Below are 21,105 nucleotides of genomic sequence, written 5' to 3' on the forward strand. Positions count from 1 at the left end.
AATAGACCATGCAATCGAAGAAAACTCTGTACCAACTGGTAAGAAGCGCTGTAGCGGCGGAAACGCAGCTACCCCTCGCCAGTCTGGATGATAATGCCGCGTTTGATAATTACGGTATAGAGTCAGTGATGAGCGTCGCCATTGTCAGAAGACTTGAAGATACACTTGGCGATCTCAGTAAATCCTTATTGTTTGAGTTTCCAAGCATTAAAACGTTAGCGGATTATTTGAGCGAAGAATTTGCCGAAAAGCTGCCAACAGAAAACATGGATGAACCGCAGTTAGTTATGCCAGCGGTAGCGATAACTGATACCCCTCAGCCAATAACGGAAGAAATAACACCTGTAGGCGGGATTGTGCCGCCAATATTGATGGCGCTAACGCCTCCTAATGAGACTGTTACGGTTGCTGTGCCCGAGGTGGCCTCTTTAACCTATAACGATGATGATATTGCGATTATTGGCTTGGCGGGACGCTTTCCACAGGCCGATGATGTTGAGGCTTTTTGGGAGAATTTGCTGGCCGGACGCGACTGTATTACTACTGTACCGGAACATCTCTGGAACTGGCGGGATTATTGGGATGAGCGTAAAGGTGTTAGCGGTAAATCCTATCTGAAGTGGGGGGGATTTTTATCGGATAACCGTACCTTTGATCCTCTATTTTTCGGCATCAGTAAGTTAGAAGCTGAAGGCATGGATCCACAGGAACGGGTATTCCTAGAGACGGTGCACCATACCTTTGAAGATGCGGGCTATAACCGCGAGAAACTGAAAGAGTATCGTGTGGGGCTCTATGTCGGCATCATGTGGGGACAGTATCAGTTGTACGGCGCGATGGATGCCAGTGCCGGAGCGTCCTATGCCTCGATCGCTAACCGCGCGTCGTACTTTTTTGATCTGCGGGGGCCGAGTATTGCGCTGGATACCATGTGTTCTGGTTCGATGACTTCGGTACATTTGGCCTGCGAAAGTTTATGGCGCGGCGAGTCGCAAATGGCGATTGCGGGGGGTGTTAATCTGACGACACATCCTAATAAATACTTCGTTTTAAGCAAAACAGGCTTTGCCTCACCTCAGGGGCACTGTAAGCCATTTAGCGAAGAGGGGGATGGCTATGTTCCTTCAGAGGGAGTTGGTGCGCTTCTGTTGAAGCCGTTACGTCTCGCGGAACAGGAAGGTGATCGTATTTATGGAGTGATTAAAGCGTCCAGTATCAACCATGGCGGTAGGGTGAATGGTTTTACTGTCCCCAATGCACAGTCACAAGAGTCCTTGATAACTGATGCTCTGCGTCAGGGAAGGATTAACCCTGCGGATATCAGCTATGTTGAAGCCCATGCGGCGGGAACTGCTCTTGGAGATCCGATAGAAGTGCGGGGACTGACCTCCGCGTGGAGTCAACACACCGAAGATAAACAATTCTGTGCGATTGGTTCGGTGAAATCCAACGTTGGGCATATGGAATCAGCTGCTTCTTTTGGCAGTATTGTGAAAGTGTTGAAGCAGTTCCAGCATAAAACGCTGGTTCCCTCTATCCATTTAGAACAGGTCAACACCAATATTCAGTTTGAAAAAACGCCCTTCTACTTACAGACGGAAGTCTCTCCTTGGCGTTCACAGTTGTTAGCGAGCAGCGAAGGACAGCGCGAAAAGCCCCGTATGGCAGCGATTAATGCTTTTGGTGCCGGAGGCGCGAATGCACACCTGATCCTTGAAGAATATACGGCATCAACGACGGCATACGTAGAACCAGATGAGCGGGTATTTATTTATTCGGCTCGTACCCCTGCTGCGCTGCAGGCACTATTACAATCTCACTTGACGTTTGTTCGGCAGTTAATGGTTCCACCGAATAGCGGACCGATAACCACGGGAGTATTAGCTTGTTTGTCCGCGTTAACGGGCATTAGCTCTGAGCTACTGGGGGATGAAGATCAGCTCGACACGCTGCTTAAGGGAGAGGAAATCCACCAGCAGTTCATCCAGACGCTGTATCAGCATTTTAACCGACTGATAACGGCTGACATGCTGAAACACTGCCATACCGTAGGTGATGCCGTGACAGTGATTGCTCAGCAGCTTCATCCAGAGTGTGTATTTACGCCACAGGACGAGGCAAGAAAGCTGGCTTCGATAGCTTGGACACTACAAAGTGGCCGAAATGCGATGGCGCGTCGTGTGGGGATAGTGGCAGATAGCTTAGAAAAGCTAGCGCAGCGGCTGGAACAGGCGTTGTCCGGGCAGGAAGATCCCGCTATTACCAGCGGGCATGTCCGAGATACGCGGGTAACTACTGTGCGTAATGCGCAGGACAGCGAATATATCCGCATGTTATTGCAGCAGAATAAGTTAAATAGAGTCGCACAGCTATGGTGTCAGGGGGAGAATATCGACTGGCTGAGCAGCTATACACGGCGTCCAAATCTCACCGCGCTACCGCTGTACCCGTTCGCGCGTGAAGTCTGTTGGGCAGAACAGGCTCATCCGTCGTCGCCCGGTATGCAAAATACAGCTCCAGCGGCTTCATCTTCTCTACTGGCAGCGCTAAACCTGCGCGATTCTATCGGGCATGCAGGTGTGAATTTCTTTGTCGAGCCCCCACCCGTGTTAAAGCAGCAGAAACTTAACTGGTTGTTAGGCAAGATGTTGGAAAGCGGCGCTCTGCTTGGCGATGTCTATTCCCTACGGTTACAGCATATTGACCGAGCGGTGTTAGAGCAACAGCTGGGTAAGCTAAGTCTTGCTCTGGAGCCTGAGAAGGATGGGAATATACGTCTGACGTGTTATGCCGAACATAATGTTCCTCTGGCTTTGGCAACGCTTACCGTTTCACCGCTCATTCCTGCTGATCGGCTGACGCTGGATGTAAGAAAGTTCCTGAATGGTAAAAATAGCGGTTCCAGTCTATATACCTGCCAGACTGGTAGTATCGATGGTATATACCAGCACGTTATCAGTGCTATTGCAGAGCAGAGCGGTTTAAACGCTCAGAGTGACTTATCAGGCCCTATCTTTAATCAGTTCCATTGTCTGCATCCCCTTGAAAAAAGAGGAAGTATTGTTCTTCGGCAGCGTGAGGAACGAGTAGCAGAAGTCTACGTCTTTAATGACCAGCATCAGCTTACACTGTGGGGAAGCGCTGGGGATGACATAAAGCCGAAGGTAGTACCGGAGGTTGAAAACGTTGAATCCTTATTGTATCGCCCCCGCTATCAGCCGATCAACATTGCAGGATCGGTTCAGAGAACACTGCCGGCGGCGACACGTGTAGTAGTTTACCCCGCTGGATGCCCTTTTCCGTTGAAAGTTTATCTGGCAGAGGCGGGGCTGACGGACTGTTATTTTATCGCCTACTCTACAGGCCAAAGGACACAGTTATTGAGCGACCAAGAGTGGCTATTAGATGCAGATAAGCCCACCGATATTCCGCTTTGTCTCCAGCATATCAACGGACTGGATGAGGTACTATTCTGGGGTATCGGATTATTGCAGGGTTCTGGTGTGAAGCCGGTATCAGCACGACAGGAATTGGCGCTTTTGCATCAACTCGCACAGGCAACGCGTGAGAATAACACGAAGCTGCGTATTTTTACCCGGCTCGCTGAGAACGTACAGCTGGATGAGGAAGCAGTGTCTAATTCGGGAGCGCTGTCCGGTTACTTCCGCAGCTTAGTAAGAGAATATCCAAAAGCCGAGTTAACCTTGCTGGATGGGGACTGGTCTGACCATAGCCCGGCCTTTAGCCAGCTATATACCAATCTGTATGTAAACGGGAATTGGCTGGAGAATCGCGAACTGTTTTTACGTGGGGATCGTCTACTACGGAGGGACATTGTACCGGTAGAAACGCTGTCTGCCGAGACTAAAGAGCCGTTCCGTCAGGGGGGCGTTTACCTGATGGTAGGCGGTGCCGGTGTGGTGGGGCAACAAATTAGCCGCTATCTGGCGAAGCATTACGGTGTCACACTCGTCTGGTTTGGCCGTTCACAACCCGATAAATTGCACTCACAGGCGATAGCGGATATCAACGCGCTGGGAGGACAATGCTATTACTACTGCGTAGATGTGCAGGACAGTGCTGCACTGGCAGAGGGTATTGCGTTAGCGGAAGCAGAGCATGGGATGTTCCATGGTGTTTTCCATCTGGCAATGACTCGGCAGATCCTGCGAATTAACCAGTTGGATAACGATACGTTACGGCAGCAAACGGCGGCGAAGCTGGATGGCAGTGATTCCCTGGTTGCGTTGTTCAAATCGCGCCAGCTGGATTTCCTGTTGCTGTTTTCGTCTGCTGAAGGATGGGTAGGCAGCGCTGGCTGGTCTACTTATGCGGCTGGGTGTGCTTATCAGAATCAGGCTGTGAACTACTGGCGCAGTCAGGGTGTTCCCGCTCATGTCATCAGTTGGGGATTCTGGGAGGGTGTGGAAGAAAATTTAGTAGCCATGTTGCAGAACAAGGGCATACGTTTTATTACCCCTGCCCGCGGCATTGAAATTATACGGCGGGTACTGAGTCACGATCTGCCTAACGTGATTGCGATAGATGCTAAACCTGAAGTGTTGCGCCAAATGGGGTTCAGTGTAATCCATGAAGAGGTGGCAACGACTCAGGCAATGGTGCTACCAGTTCCATCTGTTGAAGCACCTGCCAGACCAATCGTGAATGAAGGCGGAAAAACCCCTGAGCCATCGACGTTGGTGGACAGTTTAGTCACGTTGTTTGCTGATGTGCTGAAGTTGAGCGTTGAGGAGATCGATCCAGCCGAAGATATGCTTAACTATGGTGTGGATTCTCTGATTGTGCTGAATATTCAAACCGAGCTTGAAAATCGGGCAGGGAGTATCGGTGTTGGTCTACTGTTGGAAAATCAGACCATCAATGATATCGCTCAGGTGATGTTACGTGATTACCCGCAAGAGTCAGCCAGGTTAATGCAAGTGGCTCTTCAGGCTGAAAGTGTTAGCGTTAAGGCCACCGTAGCGGTAGCCAGCATGCGGGAGGAAAGTCCTCTAAATGATGCCCTGTGGCTGCGCAAAATGCCACTGGATGAGGGAGCTCGTTTTCTGATCCAGTATGGTGAGTATTATCAAAGTAAAACGCTGCGCAACGTTCAGCCAGTGACGATAGATCCTAATGAACCTATGGATGAAATGTTGTTGCACGGTATAGTGAACACGGGTGAGGGCGAGATAGAGGTGTTCAGTTGCGGGCAAGGTGCGCCAGTGGTGCTGATGCCAGCCGTAGCGTTAACTGCTGCGACCTGGCTGCCGTTGCTACAGTCGGATTTACGTCACAAGTATCAGTTTATTATTCTGCATCCACCGGGCTATGGTATCAGTATGCCGATTGCCGACTCTAACATGGCGGGTACGGCCAGAAGCATGTTTGCGGCTTTAACGCAGTTGGGTATTGATCGTCCGTTACATCTGGTTGGCTCTTGCCTAGGGTGTGCGGCCTCATTGCTGATGGCAAAAAATGAACCGCAACGCATTGCGTCATTGACGCTGGTAGGAGGATTCCACGATACCTCAGATTTGAACGTAGCCGATCCGTCAACGATGAGTGCGGCGGAGTTTGAGGCACTGGCAAGTTCAGCCGTGGCTACTTTGCGAGCGGATTTTCAGGCCATTATTGATGCTTTGGGCGAAAATGAGCAGGAGGCTATTCAACGTATTGAACAACGCCGGGATCTGTTGCTGAATTCGCAGCACGTTAATTTCTTGGTGGCTCTGCGTTATCTGAATGAGATGATGTCCGTCTCGCTGTTACCTTGGTTGCCTGAAATCCATGTGCCGACTCACTGTGTTTTCGGTGATTTGGATAGGATTATCAATCCGCGTCATTCACACGATTTCAACCAGGGTATTCAGGATGCGCGTCTGACCTGTATCCCCGGTTCAGCTCATTTCCCTTATCTTACTCATGACACGCAGTTTATTCCTGTGTTGGAGGCATTTGTGGATGAGCATGAACAGCAGTGGGTTGTTGTTGCAGAGACACGTAGGGAGGTTAGTGATGCAACAGCATAACATTGCGTCTGATTTACAGGATTCCTGGTCACTGGTGGGCGCGAAAGGTGCTTGGTCCGGCGAGCGTTACAAGGCCAGCCTGCGGGATCGGAGACAGGTTTGGTATGACGGTGACCGTATTGAAGTGACGGAACATCCTGACTTCGTCAGCATGTTAAATCACCTGGCTGCCCTGTACGATCTGCAATATCAGCCGGAACTGCGTGAACAGATGTTATATACCTCACCATTAACGGGTAACCCGGTCAGCTACTCTTGGCTGGCACCGAGTACTCAGGAGGAACTGTCTGCCAAATGGCGCAACAGCCATCTATGGATGGAGCACACGCTGGGTATGGTTCCGCGGGTGCCGGACTTTATGTCGAATGTGGTTGTGGGGCTATATGACTTTCGCCACCATGCAGGCCAGGTTAATCCTCGCTTTAAGGAGAATATTGAACGTTATTACCTCTATTGCCGTGAAAATGACATTAGCCTCACTCACGCGATAGGCGACCCGCAGATTGATCGTTCAGCAACGCTGGAGGAGTGCCCGGAAAGTGGGTTGCGAGTGGTGGAGAAACGGGAAGATGGCATAGTCGTTAGAGGTGCTAAGAACTTGGCAACGCTCGCACCGTTTTGCCATGAGGCACTGATTTATATGTCGCCGTCCTACGCGCTGCGGAAACACAAGGATTACGTCGTCTGGTTTAGCGTAGCAATGGAAACACCCGGGTTGCATATACTGTGCCGTGAGGCTCACGTTAAGCGGGGAAGCAGTCACCAGCATCTATTGAGTGAGCGTTTTGATGAACAAGATGCCATGCTGTTCTTTGATGATGTCTTCATTCCCAATGATCGTATTTTTTTACTTGAAGAAGCTGAAACGGCCTTTGAAGGGTTCTTCCGTTTAAACGCTTGGGCACTGTACGTCGGGCAGATCCGTTTTTATCACCGTCTGCGTACGTTCTTGGGGGTTGCGTCGCTGATTAGTCAGTCGATTGGCGTGAATGAGTTCAGGGAAATCCAGAATCAGCTCGGTGAACTCAGTGCGTATCTGGAACTTATCCGGCACTCTCTGATCGCCATGAATGTCGAAGCCAGAGTGACTGATTCCGGGTTATTGGCACCCGCGTCCACACTGGCACCGGATACATTTGCAGCGCAAATTAGCGGTCGTATCAATGAGATTGTGCGGACGATTTCTGGGGCAGGGATAATCATGCAGCCATCACCTCGGGATCTGGAGACACCGGAGCTACGGCCGTTCCTCGAACGTTATATGCGAGGGAAGTCATGTAGCGTGGATTTTAAATCACGCCTGTTTCGCTTTGCCTGGGAAATGGTAGCGGATGCCTTTGGTAGCCGACAGGATATTTATGAGTTATGGAATCGAGGCGATGTTGTACGCAACCGTATCCATCTCTATAAAACGCTTGGCGCAAGAGAAGAGATTGAAAACCATATTAGGCAATTGATCGATATCTATTAAATGAATATTGGGTGTTGCTAACGCGGCCTTTAGGGCTGCGTCTAAATAATATTTTAAAATATAGTGTAGGAGTTCGTTATGGATAATAAGTCATCTGTATTGCCATTCTCTATTTGGAGTTTGGCGATTCCGATATTTATCGATATGTTATTATCATTTTCGATATTTTTTGTTGATTCGTTATTTTTGAGTCATGTTTCAACGACGATGGCTGCGTCGGTTGGCGCTATTATTCCCATCTTTGTTATTTTTGTCCTGTTATTTATGATGATGGCTCAGGGAGCAATTAACGTAGGTGGGCAAATTATTGGTTCTGGTAAATTAGAAAAGCTTGATCTTAATTGGAGTGGCATTCTAATTATTAATGCATCCTTAGGCGGAATTGTCTTTTTAGTATTATTTTTCGGTTCTTTTCCCTTAGCTGAGGCTATAGGGTTAAAGAATAATGAAGTGCTGTTTGCCGGTGAGTATCTTAAATATATTTCTATTGCACTATGGTTTATGGCAATCAAGTTTTCACTCAGTGCTATTTGCATGGCTCAGGGAAAAACACAATATAACTTATATGCTGGAATAATTGCAAATGGGTTAAATGTTATTTTAAATTTAGTCTTTGTTATTTATTTCAAACTAGGACTGATGGGGGTTATTTTTGCCACTATTATTTCTCAGGCAGTTGTGTGCTTATATTATTTTCTGCTGGTGACGCAGAAATTACAGGCCAGATTTCCACTGAAGGCGCTATTTGCTCAGCCGGCAGCAATATTAAAACCGATCTTGGCGATTGGTGTTCCTGCCGCCGTTCAGCCGATTACCGTTGAAGCAGGCATGCTGGTATTGTCTATATTTACCATTAGCCTAGGCGAAACAGCAATGGCGTCGCGGATATTCGTGATGAATCTGCTGACTTTGACAATTTGCTGGTCTTCCGCCATGTCAATTGCTAACCAGATCATGATCTCTCATCTCTATGGAGCCAAGCAGTATGATCTCATTAAGCAACAGGTAGACCGCAATTTACGGTTAGCAATGCTGGGGAGTCTGCTTGCCATCGTGTTAATCCTACTGTGCGGTAAACCTCTATTGGGGCTGTTCACCAGTAATGTAGATATCATTAATACGGGGATGGTATTGCTCGTTTTATGTGTTGCTATTGAACCTTTTCGCAGCGCCGCTATGGTGATCTCATATAGCCTGAAAGCGACAGGAGATGCCAATTTTCCGGCTTGGGTAGCAGTAGGCAGTACATGGTGTATTGCGGTGCCTCTGGGTTATTTTTTAGGCATTAACTTATCGTTGGGCATTGCGGGATTATGGATTGGATTACTGTGTGATGAGGTGTTTAGGAGTGCAATGAATAACGCTCGTTGGCTGTCTGGGAAATGGAAGGCTTCTCACCTGAAATATTTAGAAACTGAGTAAATAAGGAATATTACATGAATATTTTACGTATTTTTTTTGGCTTATTTTTAATCTTTTTTGGTTTAAATCACCAGTTTCACTTTTTCCCTGAACCACCATGGCCGGTTGACGCAATGAATTTTTTGTCGGCATTACGTGCAACGGGATATATGAATGAGATTATTATGCTTACCGATGTTATCGCTGGCGCTTTGTTAGTTATTAATATATTGACGCCATTAGCATTGTTATTAAGTGCCAGTATTTTGGTGCATTCATTACTCTTTCATTTTTTTCTTGCACCTGAAACGGTGTTATTTGCTGCGATAGGTGCCGGTATTAATATGGTGCTGATATATGTTCATCGCAAACGTTTTTATCCGCTGTTTATCGTTCAGTAATCTACATTTTATTAAATAAGGAATATTATTATGGCAATTGATGTTATTAATGTGACTACGCGCGCTGTGGAAAAAAGCAGTAAACGTGAATATCGTAGTAATAATCTATTACCTTTACTTTGGTATGATATGACTGCTGTTGAAAAAGAAGATGAAGAGACTAAGTCAGTAGCTGATCGCACTTTTCATCAATATTATTCAGGGTATTTAATTAATCTTTCACAAGCAGACGCATTTTTAAGTAAAAAATATTTTCGCCATGAGGTTGCAATAAAAATAGAAAAATTAGAAGAGCTTAATGAGCTATTTAAGAAGTTAGAGAAAACGCCAAATGAGAAACTAATCATTCTTAGCAAGAAGAATGAAATATTACAGTTGGCAAAGAGTAAAAATATAAAAACCTGCTTTTATATTTTTGTAAATGATAAAGCAACTTTGCATCAGGCGATTGCTTTCGGTCAGCAACATTCTTATGTACTAATTAAATTCAAAGATCCCACCAATATTCCTCTAGAGCTGGTGATTGCTGAACTACAACACACCAAGACCGTGGTAATTAAAGAAATTGATGATCATGAACACGTTGATGATGTCGTTAATTCTATGAGTACGATGGAATTTGGCGTGGAGGGAGTTCTGTTCACCCCGCTGAAGAGTAGTACTGTCGATCGTATGTTTAAACGTGTTGAGGAAGTATTTATGGGCCAGCTTACGTTGGAACCGGCAGAAATCTTTGAAACACGTCCGGTTGGCGATGGTATCCGTGGCTGCATCGACCTTTCCCTGATGTTTAATGAAGATGAGGGCATTTTAGTCGGATCAACCTCGCAAGGTGGATTTCTCTGCTGTCCGGAAGTCTTTGAGATGCCCTACATGAATAAACGGGAGTTCCGCATCAATGCAGGAGGGGTTCATAGCTACGTGTTTACCAACGGCAACCGCACGCAATACATTTCAGAGCTACGCAGCGGCGATAGCGCGATGGTTGTCGATATGAAAGGCCAGACCAAACCTATCCCTGTTGGGCGAGTGAAGTTGGAAAAACGCCCACTACGCATTATCCGTGCTCGCTTTGCCAGCGGTGAGGAGATCAGCATTTTGATGCAGGATGACTGGCACGTACGAATTTTCTCTGATCAAGGCAAGCCTCTGCATCTCACCGACCTTAAACCCGGCGTCAAGGTGAAAGCCTATAAAGCGAATTCAGGCCGCCACGTCGGGGTGCCGGTGAGTGAGTTTATCGAAGAAGTCTAAGCTCTGTATCCCACCGTAGTGAACTACGGCGGTAGATAACTAAACATTCTTATTAATGGAGAAGAATAATGTCTACGTCTCATGCTTGGGCTGGGCTGTCTCGTCACGCTCAAAACGAACAAATGAAAATGGTGGTATTTCCCTTTGCGGGAGGCAATGCCACGGCATTTCATTCTTGGCTGCGGGATTTGCCGGGGCATGATTGGCTTTCCCTCGATATTTTGCAGTTGCCGGGGCGTGCTGACAGGGCCAGCGAAGCTTTACTGACTGATTTTAATGAGATAGTTGAAGATATTTTCCCTGATCTCGTCCGGCTGGCAAGTGAAGGGCCGCTATTGATGATGGGCTACAGCATGGGGGCTTGTCTGGCTTATGAACTAACGCTGCGGTTGGAGCAACGTTGTGGGGTATCTCCGGTTGGATTGCTGCTGGCGGCGCGTAAAGCACCCGCTTTTCATTCTGTAACAGAAGGGCGGCGGCATTTTGACCAAGAACGAATGCGCCAAGAAGTCCGCCAGTTAGGGGGAACACCGGAGGCAGTACTGCGCAATCCTGAGGTTTTTGAGCACTTTTATAAGGTGTTATCTGCGGATTTTCAAGCGCTAGAAAGCTACCGACCCGCTCTTAATTCTATGGTACAGGCTCCGATCGCTGTGATAGGGGGAATCGACGATCCGGAAACGGATATCGGGCAACTCTATGCCTGGCAGCGCCATACCCACAGCTCATTTGATTTACACATGCTGAAAGGCGGACATTTTTTTATTCAAACCGAAAAACAGGCGTTGTTAAGGTTGCTTCACCATTACGCGGTCATTTTCAAAGATCGTTTTTAATAGAGGAATGAAAATCAATGTTGACCATTATGTTTCCAGGGCAGGGTTCACAATTTAAAGGTATGGGGGCAGAGTTGTTTGCTCGCTACCCTCGTCAGGTAAAGGAAGCCAGTGAAGTTGCAGGCTACGATCTGGCTGAACTGTGCAACGAAGGAGGCAAACGTTTAACGCAGACGGAGTTTGCCCAAGTTGCCCTATTTGTTGTTAACGCGTTAAGCCATCTCGAAGCTAAGGATAAAGGGATAAAAGCGGATTTTTTGCTGGGGCACTCTTTAGGCGAGTTTAATGCGCTGTTTGCTGCGGGTGTGTTTGACTTCGCCACGGGGGTTGCGGTGGTAAAAAAACGTGCTGAATTAATGGCCAGTGTTCGGGATGGTGGAACGATGGCGGCGATTTTGAATGTTGAACGCTCGGCTGTGCAGCAACTGATTGAACAGTACTCTGGTGTTTATATTGCAAATGAGAACTCACCGGAGCAAACGGTGATTTCCGGTAATAATACGGCTATGCGTGGTATTGAACAGGCAATATTACAACAGGGAACGGGTAAATACGTTCCTTTAGCCGTATCTGGCCCGTTTCATACGCCGCTGATGGCAGAAATCAGTACTGCGTTTGAGGAGTATCTCGGGCAGTTTCACTTTAACCCACCGTCAATCCCCGTGATTGCTAATGCAACCAGCCAGCCTTATAGAGCAACAAGTATAACGGAGAACTTAGTCAGACAACTGACTGAGCCTGTTCATTGGCAGTCATGCATTGAATTTGTTTACCGGCAGGGGCCCATGCTCTTTATCGAATTAGGGGCAAAAACGGTTCTATCTAAATTTATGGGCTCACTCTTTGATGCTTATTCATCACTGTCTGACGATATTTAGGAAATTTTTATGATCAATATTATCAAGCGCGCTTCTATTCCAGAAATTAACTCCATTTTTATTGCAGGGAAAGAGCACAAAATCGGCGCAGTGCAGCCTTTAGCGCATAGCGCTATTTTTCGTCATTTTAGAAAAGATAACGAACCACTTAGCATTAGTTTTACACGTCTTGAAAAGGGTGAAACACATCAGGTGCATCAGCACAGTGTAGATAGTATGGTTATCGTTATGGCTGGTAAGGCAACGCTGCTGGGGGATGCTACCGATAAGATTGAAACGGGTGATGTAGTCTGTATTCCTGCCGGGTGCTGGCACGGCTTTTGTTGCGATCTCGGCGAGCCGTTAGATGCTTTATCCGTGCAGTATGAACCGTTGGCTCTGTTTGAAAAAGAGGCTGATATTGTGTTTACTCCTCAGTTAACTCCTTATCAAGCGCTGCTAAATTTTAACGAGCAGTGGTGCGCAAAGGTGGAAAAAACACAGTTCTTTTCGCTATTTAGAGAAGGGCAGATCCAAACTGAACACCACATGACTCTCTTTAAAACCCGTCTGAGGCAGTGGTCTGAAATTTTCCAGTACATCATGTATGCGCGCCAATCTACCGTGGTGGATCCTACGTTTCGATCTTTATTTCTTGAACATTTTCAAGAAGAGTTAGGCCATGACGAATTATTACCTAAGAGCCAAGAATGGGATGCTAAAATTGATTCATATGGTAATTGGTTTGTGTTAAAAATGTTCCAGCTTGATAATGTGGAAAAATTGGCTGTCGTTCATCTGGTGCTAGAAAAGTGTGCAGATGCCTTCCATTGGTTGGCTAAGAATACTTCTGAGCAGCCTGGTGAGTATATAGAGGCACATGCAACGTTAGATCACGGGCACGCTTTGCTGGGGAGTGAACTCTATCAAGATATCACTCACCAACGCAGCATTGAATTACAGGCAATCTGCGAACAGGCGTGGCAAGTTATGCAGCTGCTCTTGGATCGAATTGCGACTTTAACACTGGAGGCAATTGAACAAGACGAGGCTGTTTCGGCGTAGTTAAAACAGTGAGGAAGAGGCGTGAGTAAGCTATATCAGGGGATGAGTCAAGAAGAGTTTGACGGTGGTTATTTTTATGCTACAGAGCTTAAGGCGTTTGCTAAAACTTTGGGCATTACCGTGGGTAATCTGAAAAAAAATGAGCTTGAATTGCACATTAAGGCACATTTATTTGGTTATTCTGGCGAGCTTCCCGTTGCCGTTCCTAATAGAAAGAATAGCGCAGCCCGTGATTTACTCACGCTGGATACCCCCGTGGTTAACTATGTTAGTGACAAAAAGACCAAATCATTTTTACTGGCCGCCGTTAAGCAACAGTTTGGCGCATTAGCGGATAAATCCGGCCAATGGTACTGGCTTAATAGCTGGCGCAAGCAATGCATTATTGATGGAAAAACAATTACTTACGGTGATTTAGTGGTCCACTTGGCTAACCTGAAAAAAACGCAGGGGAGGTTACCGCAAATCCCATCAGCCAGAATGAATAACTTTATCAGTGATTACATCTCAGACAGTGAAAACCAAGGAAGTGGTAAGAATGAAGCTCTACAGGCATGGTTTGAGCTGAAAGCGAGTCCTTTACCCAAAACGTACCAAGCTTATAAAGATGCTAAGGCTTTATTAGCAAAATAAAAGGAGATTGTTAAGATGAAAATTGTTGATTGCCCAGCTCTGTCTTTAGTAGGGGTATCTACGCGTACAAAAAATGCTCATGAAATGGATGCTGCGACAGCGAAAATTATGCCACTTTGGCAACATTTCTATCAGGATATCTATCCTAAGCGGTTGTCAGGCGATATTGTCTATGGCGTTTATTCTAACTATGAATCTGGTGCAAACGGGCTGTTTGACGTGATTGCCGGAGTAAAAGAGCATGAAAATGACAACAGTCTGGCAGATTATTCATTTAATAAGATCGAGCTGGCAGCAGGCCGATATGTCATTTTCTCTGGTTTGGCGGGTGAGGATAATCCCGTTTTCCAACTATGGCAGCAGGTATGGCAATATTTTGAACAACCCGACTGCTCACATCAGCGTAGCTGGAAGACGGACTATGAAGTCTTTCACCAAGATGGGAAGATAGAGTTATTTATAGGGGTAGAATAATTATGATGCATTTATTAGGGACTGTCCATTTCATTAGTACATGAAGGACTGTTTGCTCTGAAATGCCAGCAGTCTCTCCTTTATTACTCAACAACCACCGACTAAAGTCGGTGGTTGTTGAGTTAATTTAAACTTAAGATTGAGATAAAGAACCTATTACAATTCAGTGTCATATTGCCGTTTGATAATTTTTATCTGTTTTGGTGAAACAGATATTTAATTGAACTGAAAATATCCGGTAAAAAATAAAGAACAAGGTAAAACAAAAAGTTGACCGGGATTGATGCAATCATTAACCTATTTCTTGTTATTTCAGTGATCCCATCGCCTGCAAGGATCACCCATCGGGTGGCGAAACAAATCTATGGTCTTCCCCGTTTTTGCAACACTCATTTTGATGTATGGTTGGCTTGCTTAAATCTATCCGGCGTCTCTATGAGTATAGATGCCCGCGCCACGATGAGTTCTGCGCCTGATGAACCTTAAAAACTCCCCGGCTTCAATGAGCCATTTTGTTTCTTAGGTTATTCATCAGGCCGATTGGCCGTTCATGTCATCAATAATCAGTCTTCGCAAAACCAGATAGGTAACGTGTATTTCACTTTTTAATCATCAAGTTATTGAATCAGTCAGCCTCTATTAGGCCTGATACTCATTTTGCCGAGTAGTGATTGCCCAGGCTATTCGTGCCAGCTTATTAGCCAGTGCACAGGCAACCACATTCGAATGTTTCTTGCTCAGTTGTGCCTGAACCCACTCGGCAAGTCTCCCATGCTGATGCTCAAGCCGCATCATAAACGCCCGGGCGCATTGAACCAGCAATCGGCGCAAATTTTTGTTGCCGCGTTTGCTGATACCCAGCAGAGTCTGTTTTTCCCCTGTACTGTATTGTCGGGGAACAAGCCCCATCGAAGCAGCAAAATCCCGGCTGCATGAAAATTGTTTTCCGTCACCAAGCTGGGATGAAAGTAGGCTGGCGGTAATGGGTCCCACCCCCGGTATTGTCATCATGCGTTGAGTCGCATCGTCCGCTTTGATGGACTGTTTTAATTCTAATTCCAACGGGGTTATTTGCTCGACAAGATAAAGGTAGTGGGCATGTAATTTCATCAGCAAACGGCTCAGATAATCGGGCACGTCGTGTTCTGCCAGAACCAGAGATAACCGTTTAATGACCGCCTCGCCTTTTGGCAGACTGATACCAAACGCCAGCAAAAAGGCGTGCATTTGGTTAGTGGTCTTTACCTTATCTTTGATGAGTGATTCTCTGACACAATGCAGTGCTCTCATCGCCTGTTGCGTCTCCGTTCTCGGCTGGACAAAACGCATTGAGGGGCGTGATGCCGCTTCACATATCGCCTCTGCATCAACGAAATCATTTTTGTTACTTTTGACAAAAGGACGAACAAACTGCGGAGATATCAGCTTCGCATCATGGCCTAAATCAGCGATCCGGCGAGCCATAAAATGTGCACCCGCACAAGCTTCCATCACGACGGTAGTCGATGTACACCCAGCTAAAAATTCCATTAATTTTGGACGGGTAAATTGTTTACGCAGCATAGTCTTGCCGAATTTGTCCTGACAATGGATATGGAAAGAATGCTTGCCGAGATCGATACCAATAAGGGTGACGTTTTGCATGATGGACTCTCCAGAAAAAATACTCTATAAAGAGTATGGTTCACAAGGTGGGGAAGACCATCTCATTAACTCCTGTAGCCTGAAAGGGAGAGCATGATTGCGGTACATCTGCACACTTTTGGAAGCAGATATTGTCAGGACACTTAACCCCTCGTCTGGCAATGAAGGTCTCTTAAACTAAAAGTACACCAAAAGGTATTTTATATTGCCACCGAAGTGTATTGACCGTGGATTCATACACTGACTTTTCAAAGCAACATAACTCCTATTTTCTTTTATCTTCAATGAACAACGGGATGGCTTTTGCGCATCCGTTCATACTTTTATCTATTCCTGTTTGCACTATGCAACAGGTAATTTTTCTACCGCTAAACTATTAACTCATGACTACCGTTTGACACTGAACCTTGCGGCGTTTTGCTGTGCCTGCGGGCATTTCAACGCTTGCACGGCCTTTACTGTCCGTTCACAGAACTCAAGGCGTCACTTTTTGCGGATTTACCGCTGAAAGTGACGCCGCAGCCAAAGAACAACCGAACCCTGACAGGCTCACGCCTGCATCTCATGGAAGAGGCGCCCCCGGCCCGGCCCAAACGTCAGCCCTTGCCAGTGGCATTACCCCGTGAATCGGTTCGGTTCGAGCCGGACACGGAGAACTGTCCTGATTGTGGTTATCCCTTGCGCTTCCTGCGTGATGAAATCACCGAACGACTGGAATACCGCCCGGCGACGTTTATCGTCCGGCGCTATGTCTGTCCGCAGTACAGCTGTGCGGCCTGCCAGGGTATTCATGCCCAGGCCCAGCCCGCGCATCTTATTGAGAATGGCCGACCAGAACCGGGCTTATTGGCCCAGGTGGTGGTCGCCAAATACCGGGATCATCTGTCCCTTTACCGCCAGCAGCAAATCTATGCCCGCAAGTGGAGTGACCCTGGCGCGCAGCACGCTGTCAGACTGGGAGGGACAAGTGGCACTGGCCCTGTAACCGTTGGCCGACGCGCTGAAACAGGCCTTACTGATGTCGCCGATTCTGCATGCCGATGAAACCCCGCTGCCGGTTCTGCTGCCGGGGAAAGGACAGACACAGCGGGCTTATCTGTGGACGTATGTGAGTGGACGCGATCACGCCCCCGCCGTGGTGTACTATGAGTTGCATCCCGGCCGCAGCGGGCGTTATGCCGAGTCTTGCCTGAAAAACAGGCCCGAGGGCACACTGGTCACGGATGATTATGCCGGCTACAACGCCCTGCATGCCCGGCGCAAGTTTTTTGACTATTACCAGGCCAGCCAAAGCCCGGTGGCGAAACAGGCGCTGGACGGTATTCGGGAGCTGTATAAACTAGAGCGAAAAATCCGACTGCGGCCCCCGGATAAACGGCGTCAATGGCGGCAGCGTTATGCGCGCCCCTGGCTGGATGAGTTCCGCCCCTGGCTGCAAACCTATCAGGCCAAAACCGCGCCCCACTCGGGATTACACAGGGCGATAACCTATACGCTGAAACGCTGGGCGGCGCTGGTGTGCTACCTGAATGATGGCCACGTGCCGATAGACAACAACCGGGCGGAAAATGCGATCCGGGGTGTGGCTGTGGGGCGAAAAAACTGGCTGTTTGCGGGCTCATTAGCCGCCGGGCAGCGGGCCGCCATGGTGATGAGTTTGCTGGAAACGGCCCACGCGAATAGCCATGAACCCGGGGTCTGGTTACGTGATGTCCTCCGTCGGTTACCCACCTGGCCGCACAATCGGTTGAATGAACTCCTGCCCTGGCCTGAGAACCCGTTTAGCTAAATCCCACTTTGTTTTTATCTGATAAAGCAAGGTGAGATCACCGGACGTTTACGATACGGAGCGGGCTGGCATAACTCATCCAGGCAGGTCATGACATAATAGAAGGAGATCAACCCATTGGCTTTTGCCGTATCAATGACGCTGTAGAGGATCGCACTCGCCTGCGCACCGCGCGGGGTATGGCTTAACCCAATTTGCCGATTAAGTTTACCTTTTAACCTATTTGATCTGTTTGTCATTGTTTCGGTAATTAAAGATAAGATAAATATTCTTGACGGTGTGGATAAGTGAGTTATTTAACGAAAATGTATTATTGAATTAATTTATGATTTTTATTAATTCAGGGTGGGGTTATATCCCTTTTCTGTCTTTTTATATTTCATGTTGGAATTGCATTAGCTTAATATTAATGAGCTGTATCACAAAAAGCTAAATGACTTAATGCCATTTCACTCAAGGTGACTTACACTAAAAGTGTTATACTTGTCATGTTCTATTATATTAAACTCTCTTGTTTATGGTAGTAGACAATTTATAGAAGCCTCAATGGTCGAAGCCATTGAGGCTTCGCCGTTTATGGTGATGAGAATACACAGCTCTGGATCTGATCTGCCTATTACATTTAGTTTTTTCGCTATTGAATTAATAATAAAAAGAGTTAAATTGAAAAAACTTTAATCTATTCTCAAATGGATCAGGAAAAGTGATGAGTGATACCGATAAAAATGATAAGAGAAAGAAAATTCAAAAACGATCCAGTCATTTTATTCCTTACAAAACGACGTATGATTTGCGTTTAAATAAAAGAGAACTCAATTTAATCAACATACTGATGCAGGTCCAGGGTTATGAATATGGCTTTTTTACCGTGTTAGGGGGTCGTCCTTTATCGCAACGGGGTAACCATAAAAACAGTGCCATTTATGCCGTGCGGTGCCGGTGTGGTAAATACGCAGTCAGGACACTCAAAGCAATCAAAAATCCGGCGAATGTGGCTGATATGTGTGAGCATTGCCTTCACCTGTACAACCTGAGGCGCAGAAACCTTTTTCTCACGACAGGAAAAGAGGTCGATTTGTCAGAATTAACCGGCATTAAATATAAACATCCTTTAGAGATTAAAGTATAAGGGAATGGTATTCCTGGCAGGTTACGGACTATGAGTTGAAGACCGTATTTACCCTGACGTTGAGACTTTTTCGCTGAATTTTCTCACCTTTTGATGGAGCGTAGTTCGCCGGCAAAACAGCTTTCTGCTGGCCGCTTTGTCCGGTTCAGAAACCCACAGTCTGTTGAATCCAGCCGGCTGTCAGAATGCCCCGGACGATTTAATTACGTGGCTGGTGATGGGAACGTTGTTTATTGCGTTGTCGGTGATCTGGCTGGACGCACTGGTCTGGGGTTTGAATGAACCAAAGCGCAGGGTATTGCCGACAGTCAGCCAGCATGTGGGGGAGGGCAGGATATCACTGCTATCCTGACAGAGGGAAACAGAGTGAGGCAAGTAACGTCTCACTCTGAATGACACTGCTTACTGGCGGATTAGCCGTCCCGTCTGTGGAGCACTTTCATAATGACTTCTGAAAGGGTTAATATCTAAACCGCCACGCCTTGTATAACGGGCAAATACGGTTAATTTCTCCGGTCCACAATAATGCATGATATCGTTATAAATACGTTCGACACATTGTTCATGGAACTCGTTATGTGTTCGGAATGAGATAAGGTAGCGCAGCAGTTTTTCATGATTAATTTTTACACCCTCATAACGAATCACAACGCTGCCCCAGTCAGGTTGGTTTGTGACCAGACAGTTTGATTTTAAGAGATTTGAGTGTAATGTTTCGGAGACCCTACCCGCTTCTGTCGAAACGGAATTTGCCAGTATTGTCGCATCAAAGTCATACCCGTCTATTTCGATATCCAGGTCATCCAGTGACTGGCCTGAGAATTGGTTGATTTTATGGCCGTATCCTTCAAGGTGAGGATACAGTTTCACTTCCACGGTTTGGCCGGCTGTCTGAGACAGGTCTTTTTTCATGGCCTGGATCACATCATCCGTTGTTTCAAATTTAGTCTGGTTGAAACTGTTGAGATAAAGCTTAAATGATTTAGATTCAATCAGTCCCGGGCTGGTTGCTGGGATGATAAATTCACCGATTGCAACGACCGGCTTTCTTTTACTGTTCAGCCAGGAAAGTTCCCACGCGGTCCAAAGATCAAGACCCTGAAATGGCAATGAATCAGCACTGATATTGATAACATCACGCGCAAGTGATCGCGGAAGTGTTTCAAGTAATTCAGGAGAGTAATTTCATCTATAATCGGTTTTTGTTCCAAGATGGGTTATTGATTTTTGAATATCCATTATTGCTTCTCTCCTATGAATTTATATATTTTCTGAATAGAGCCCGGGTAGCATAGATAGGTCCAACACCGACAATAGCGTAGGTCATTTTGATAATAAACTGGGAAAAGATAATGGTTTTAATCGTGTCAGTGTCAAGCGTGTTGTAAAATGCCAGCGTACAAAAAATAACACTGTCCAGTGCGGCCGCTATTGTTGTGCTGGTTATGATACGAATAAAAAGATAACGGGAATTGGTCAGTTCTTTAATTTTACATAACAGCCATGAATTGACATTCTCAGAGACAATATAAGCCACTGAAGAGGCGACAAGGACAGCAGTAATACTCTGGACAATCTCAGTATAAGCTTCTGCCAGCCCCCACTCTTTAAGGCCAGGCAGTACTACTGTGATCATCAGGCCGAGAACAAACAGGATATTGGTAATAAACGAAAAAAGAATTGCCTTTCTGGCCAGACGAAGGCCGTAAAATTCATTAAGTATATCAACGAGGATGAATGTGAGGGGATAAAAAAAGATTGCCGCAGGTATCACCATATTAATATAGGGAATGCTGATGGGTTTTATCCCTGTCACAGTGCAAAAAATATAAATAACGGCCAGGGAAAGCGCAATGACCAGATAGGCAAACCAGGAACGTTCATGTCGATCTGTAAGATCATAGGCGGTTACCGTATCTTCACTGCCATAAATTCGGCGATAGAGCTCCCTGAGTTCATTCCTGTTGAGATCCTCTGAGATTTGGCTGCTTTCCAATTCTTTTAACGGGATACTGAGGCTTTTCCCCGTAGACAGGATCATGAGATTTGCCCTTATCGCGTCGGAAGAGCGACTGAAACCCAGTAGTTTATATTTTTGATTACCTGACACAGCTAATGC

The 21,105-nt window shown here is 46.5% G+C and carries 16 protein-coding genes and 3 pseudogenes; 15 read left to right on the forward strand and 4 right to left on the reverse strand.

The genetic code is table 11. From position 1 onward, the window contains the following. Positions 1-8 precede the first annotated feature (8 nt). From Xind_RS13825 to Xind_RS13875, 11 genes are all read left to right on the forward strand, one after another. Positions 9-6,032, forward strand: coding sequence for an alpha/beta fold hydrolase (locus tag Xind_RS13825; RefSeq protein ID WP_187650278.1), 6,024 nt, complete (start codon positions 9-11; stop codon positions 6,030-6,032). Further along, positions 6,019-7,503, forward strand: a complete 1,485-nt coding sequence (locus Xind_RS13830) for a 4-hydroxyphenylacetate 3-hydroxylase family protein (protein WP_052189457.1) — start codon at positions 6,019-6,021, stop codon at positions 7,501-7,503. The genes Xind_RS13825 and Xind_RS13830 overlap by 14 nt, the downstream gene beginning before the upstream one ends. Before the next feature lie 78 nt (positions 7,504-7,581). Next, on the forward strand, positions 7,582-8,925 hold the full coding sequence (locus tag Xind_RS13835; protein WP_047680471.1) for an MATE family efflux transporter: 1,344 nt from the start codon (positions 7,582-7,584) through the stop codon (positions 8,923-8,925). 14 nt (positions 8,926-8,939) lie between these two features. Beyond that, positions 8,940-9,305, forward strand: coding sequence for a hypothetical protein (locus Xind_RS13840; RefSeq protein WP_047680473.1), 366 nt, complete (start codon positions 8,940-8,942; stop codon positions 9,303-9,305). A 30-nt stretch (positions 9,306-9,335) separates the two neighbouring features. After that, positions 9,336-10,559: a 3-dehydroquinate synthase II domain-containing protein gene (locus Xind_RS13845; protein WP_187650279.1), complete on the forward strand. Its 1,224-nt coding sequence runs from the start codon at positions 9,336-9,338 to the stop codon at positions 10,557-10,559. Positions 10,560-10,627: 68 nt separating this feature from the next. Next, complete coding sequence (locus Xind_RS13850) at positions 10,628-11,395, forward strand: thioesterase II family protein (RefSeq protein WP_187650280.1); 768 nt, start codon at positions 10,628-10,630, stop codon at positions 11,393-11,395. 17 nt (positions 11,396-11,412) lie between these two features. After that, positions 11,413-12,273 carry an ACP S-malonyltransferase gene (gene fabD / locus Xind_RS13855; RefSeq protein WP_052189461.1) on the forward strand — a complete coding sequence of 287 codons (861 nt, stop codon included), beginning with the start codon at positions 11,413-11,415 and terminating at the stop codon, positions 12,271-12,273. Between the two features lie 9 nt (positions 12,274-12,282). Beyond that, positions 12,283-13,317 carry a cupin domain-containing protein gene (locus Xind_RS13860; RefSeq protein WP_047680476.1) on the forward strand — a complete coding sequence of 345 codons (1,035 nt, stop codon included), beginning with the start codon at positions 12,283-12,285 and terminating at the stop codon, positions 13,315-13,317. A gap of 21 nt (positions 13,318-13,338) precedes the next feature. Then, positions 13,339-13,950: a hypothetical protein gene (locus Xind_RS13865; RefSeq protein WP_047680481.1), complete on the forward strand. Its 612-nt coding sequence runs from the start codon at positions 13,339-13,341 to the stop codon at positions 13,948-13,950. 15 nt (positions 13,951-13,965) lie between these two features. After that, positions 13,966-14,424 (forward strand): GyrI-like domain-containing protein, encoded by a 459-nt coding sequence (locus tag Xind_RS13870; RefSeq protein ID WP_047680486.1) that lies wholly within the window; start codon positions 13,966-13,968, stop codon positions 14,422-14,424. 270 nt (positions 14,425-14,694) lie between these two features. Next, complete coding sequence (locus Xind_RS13875) at positions 14,695-14,910, forward strand: hypothetical protein (protein ID WP_156115342.1); 216 nt, start codon at positions 14,695-14,697, stop codon at positions 14,908-14,910. 153 nt (positions 14,911-15,063) lie between these two features. Here Xind_RS13875 and Xind_RS13880 read toward each other — a convergent pair whose 3' ends face one another. Further along, positions 15,064-16,068 (reverse strand): IS110 family RNA-guided transposase, encoded by a 1,005-nt coding sequence (locus Xind_RS13880; RefSeq protein WP_187650281.1) that lies wholly within the window; start codon positions 16,066-16,068, stop codon positions 15,064-15,066. A 422-nt stretch (positions 16,069-16,490) separates the two neighbouring features. Between Xind_RS13880 and Xind_RS13885 the strand changes: the two genes are divergently transcribed. Next, positions 16,491-16,694 carry a hypothetical protein gene (locus Xind_RS13885; protein ID WP_187650312.1) on the forward strand — a complete coding sequence of 68 codons (204 nt, stop codon included), beginning with the start codon at positions 16,491-16,493 and terminating at the stop codon, positions 16,692-16,694. Then, positions 16,618-17,857, forward strand: a pseudogene (gene tnpC / locus Xind_RS13890) (IS66 family transposase); the annotation flags it as partial. The gene Xind_RS13885 and the pseudogene tnpC, both read left to right, overlap by 77 nt. A 14-nt stretch (positions 17,858-17,871) precedes the next feature. Here tnpC and Xind_RS13895 read toward each other — a convergent pair. Beyond that, a pseudogene (locus Xind_RS13895) lies at positions 17,872-18,042 on the reverse strand (IS66 family transposase); the annotation flags it as partial. Between the two features lie 521 nt (positions 18,043-18,563). Here Xind_RS13895 and Xind_RS13900 point away from each other — a divergent pair. Both Xind_RS13900 and Xind_RS13905 read left to right on the forward strand, forming a co-directional pair. Further along, positions 18,564-18,986, forward strand: a complete 423-nt coding sequence (locus tag Xind_RS13900) for a hypothetical protein (RefSeq protein ID WP_187650282.1) — start codon at positions 18,564-18,566, stop codon at positions 18,984-18,986. 136 nt (positions 18,987-19,122) lie between these two features. Next, the gene (locus Xind_RS13905; protein WP_187650283.1) at positions 19,123-19,338 is read left to right on the forward strand and encodes a hypothetical protein; all 216 of its coding nucleotides are present in this window, start codon (positions 19,123-19,125) and stop codon (positions 19,336-19,338) included. 50 nt (positions 19,339-19,388) lie between these two features. On the opposite strand, the pseudogene queF reads toward Xind_RS13905, so the two are convergent. Together queF and Xind_RS13915 are read right to left on the reverse strand one after the other, a co-directional pair. After that, a pseudogene (queF, locus tag Xind_RS13910) lies at positions 19,389-20,225 on the reverse strand (NADPH-dependent 7-cyano-7-deazaguanine reductase QueF). Positions 20,226-20,238: 13 nt separating this feature from the next. Next, the gene (locus Xind_RS13915; protein ID WP_187650284.1) at positions 20,239-21,096 is read right to left on the reverse strand and encodes a queuosine precursor transporter; all 858 of its coding nucleotides are present in this window, start codon (positions 21,094-21,096) and stop codon (positions 20,239-20,241) included. Between the last annotated feature and the right edge of the window lie 9 nt (positions 21,097-21,105).

This window comes from Xenorhabdus indica, assembly GCF_014467235.1.
GTDB lineage: Bacteria > Pseudomonadota > Gammaproteobacteria > Enterobacterales > Enterobacteriaceae > Xenorhabdus > Xenorhabdus indica.

Excerpts from the sequence above, each read along its gene's own strand:
- Xind_RS13825 (WP_187650278.1), top strand. The coding sequence starts at position 9 with ATGCAATCGAAGAAAACTCTGTACCAACTGGTAAGAAGCGCTGTAGCG.
- Xind_RS13830 (WP_052189457.1), top strand. The coding sequence starts at position 6,019 with ATGCAACAGCATAACATTGCGTCTGATTTACAGGATTCCTGGTCACTG.
- Xind_RS13835 (WP_047680471.1), top strand. The coding sequence starts at position 7,582 with ATGGATAATAAGTCATCTGTATTGCCATTCTCTATTTGGAGTTTGGCG.
- Xind_RS13840 (WP_047680473.1), top strand. The coding sequence starts at position 8,940 with ATGAATATTTTACGTATTTTTTTTGGCTTATTTTTAATCTTTTTTGGT.
- Xind_RS13845 (WP_187650279.1), top strand. The coding sequence starts at position 9,336 with ATGGCAATTGATGTTATTAATGTGACTACGCGCGCTGTGGAAAAAAGC.
- Xind_RS13850 (WP_187650280.1), top strand. The coding sequence starts at position 10,628 with ATGTCTACGTCTCATGCTTGGGCTGGGCTGTCTCGTCACGCTCAAAAC.
- fabD (WP_052189461.1), top strand. The coding sequence starts at position 11,413 with ATGTTGACCATTATGTTTCCAGGGCAGGGTTCACAATTTAAAGGTATG.
- Xind_RS13860 (WP_047680476.1), top strand. The coding sequence starts at position 12,283 with ATGATCAATATTATCAAGCGCGCTTCTATTCCAGAAATTAACTCCATT.
- Xind_RS13870 (WP_047680486.1), top strand. The coding sequence starts at position 13,966 with ATGAAAATTGTTGATTGCCCAGCTCTGTCTTTAGTAGGGGTATCTACG.
- Xind_RS13880 (WP_187650281.1), bottom strand. The coding sequence starts at position 16,068 with ATGCAAAACGTCACCCTTATTGGTATCGATCTCGGCAAGCATTCTTTC.
- Xind_RS13900 (WP_187650282.1), top strand. The coding sequence starts at position 18,564 with ATGAGTGATACCGATAAAAATGATAAGAGAAAGAAAATTCAAAAACGA.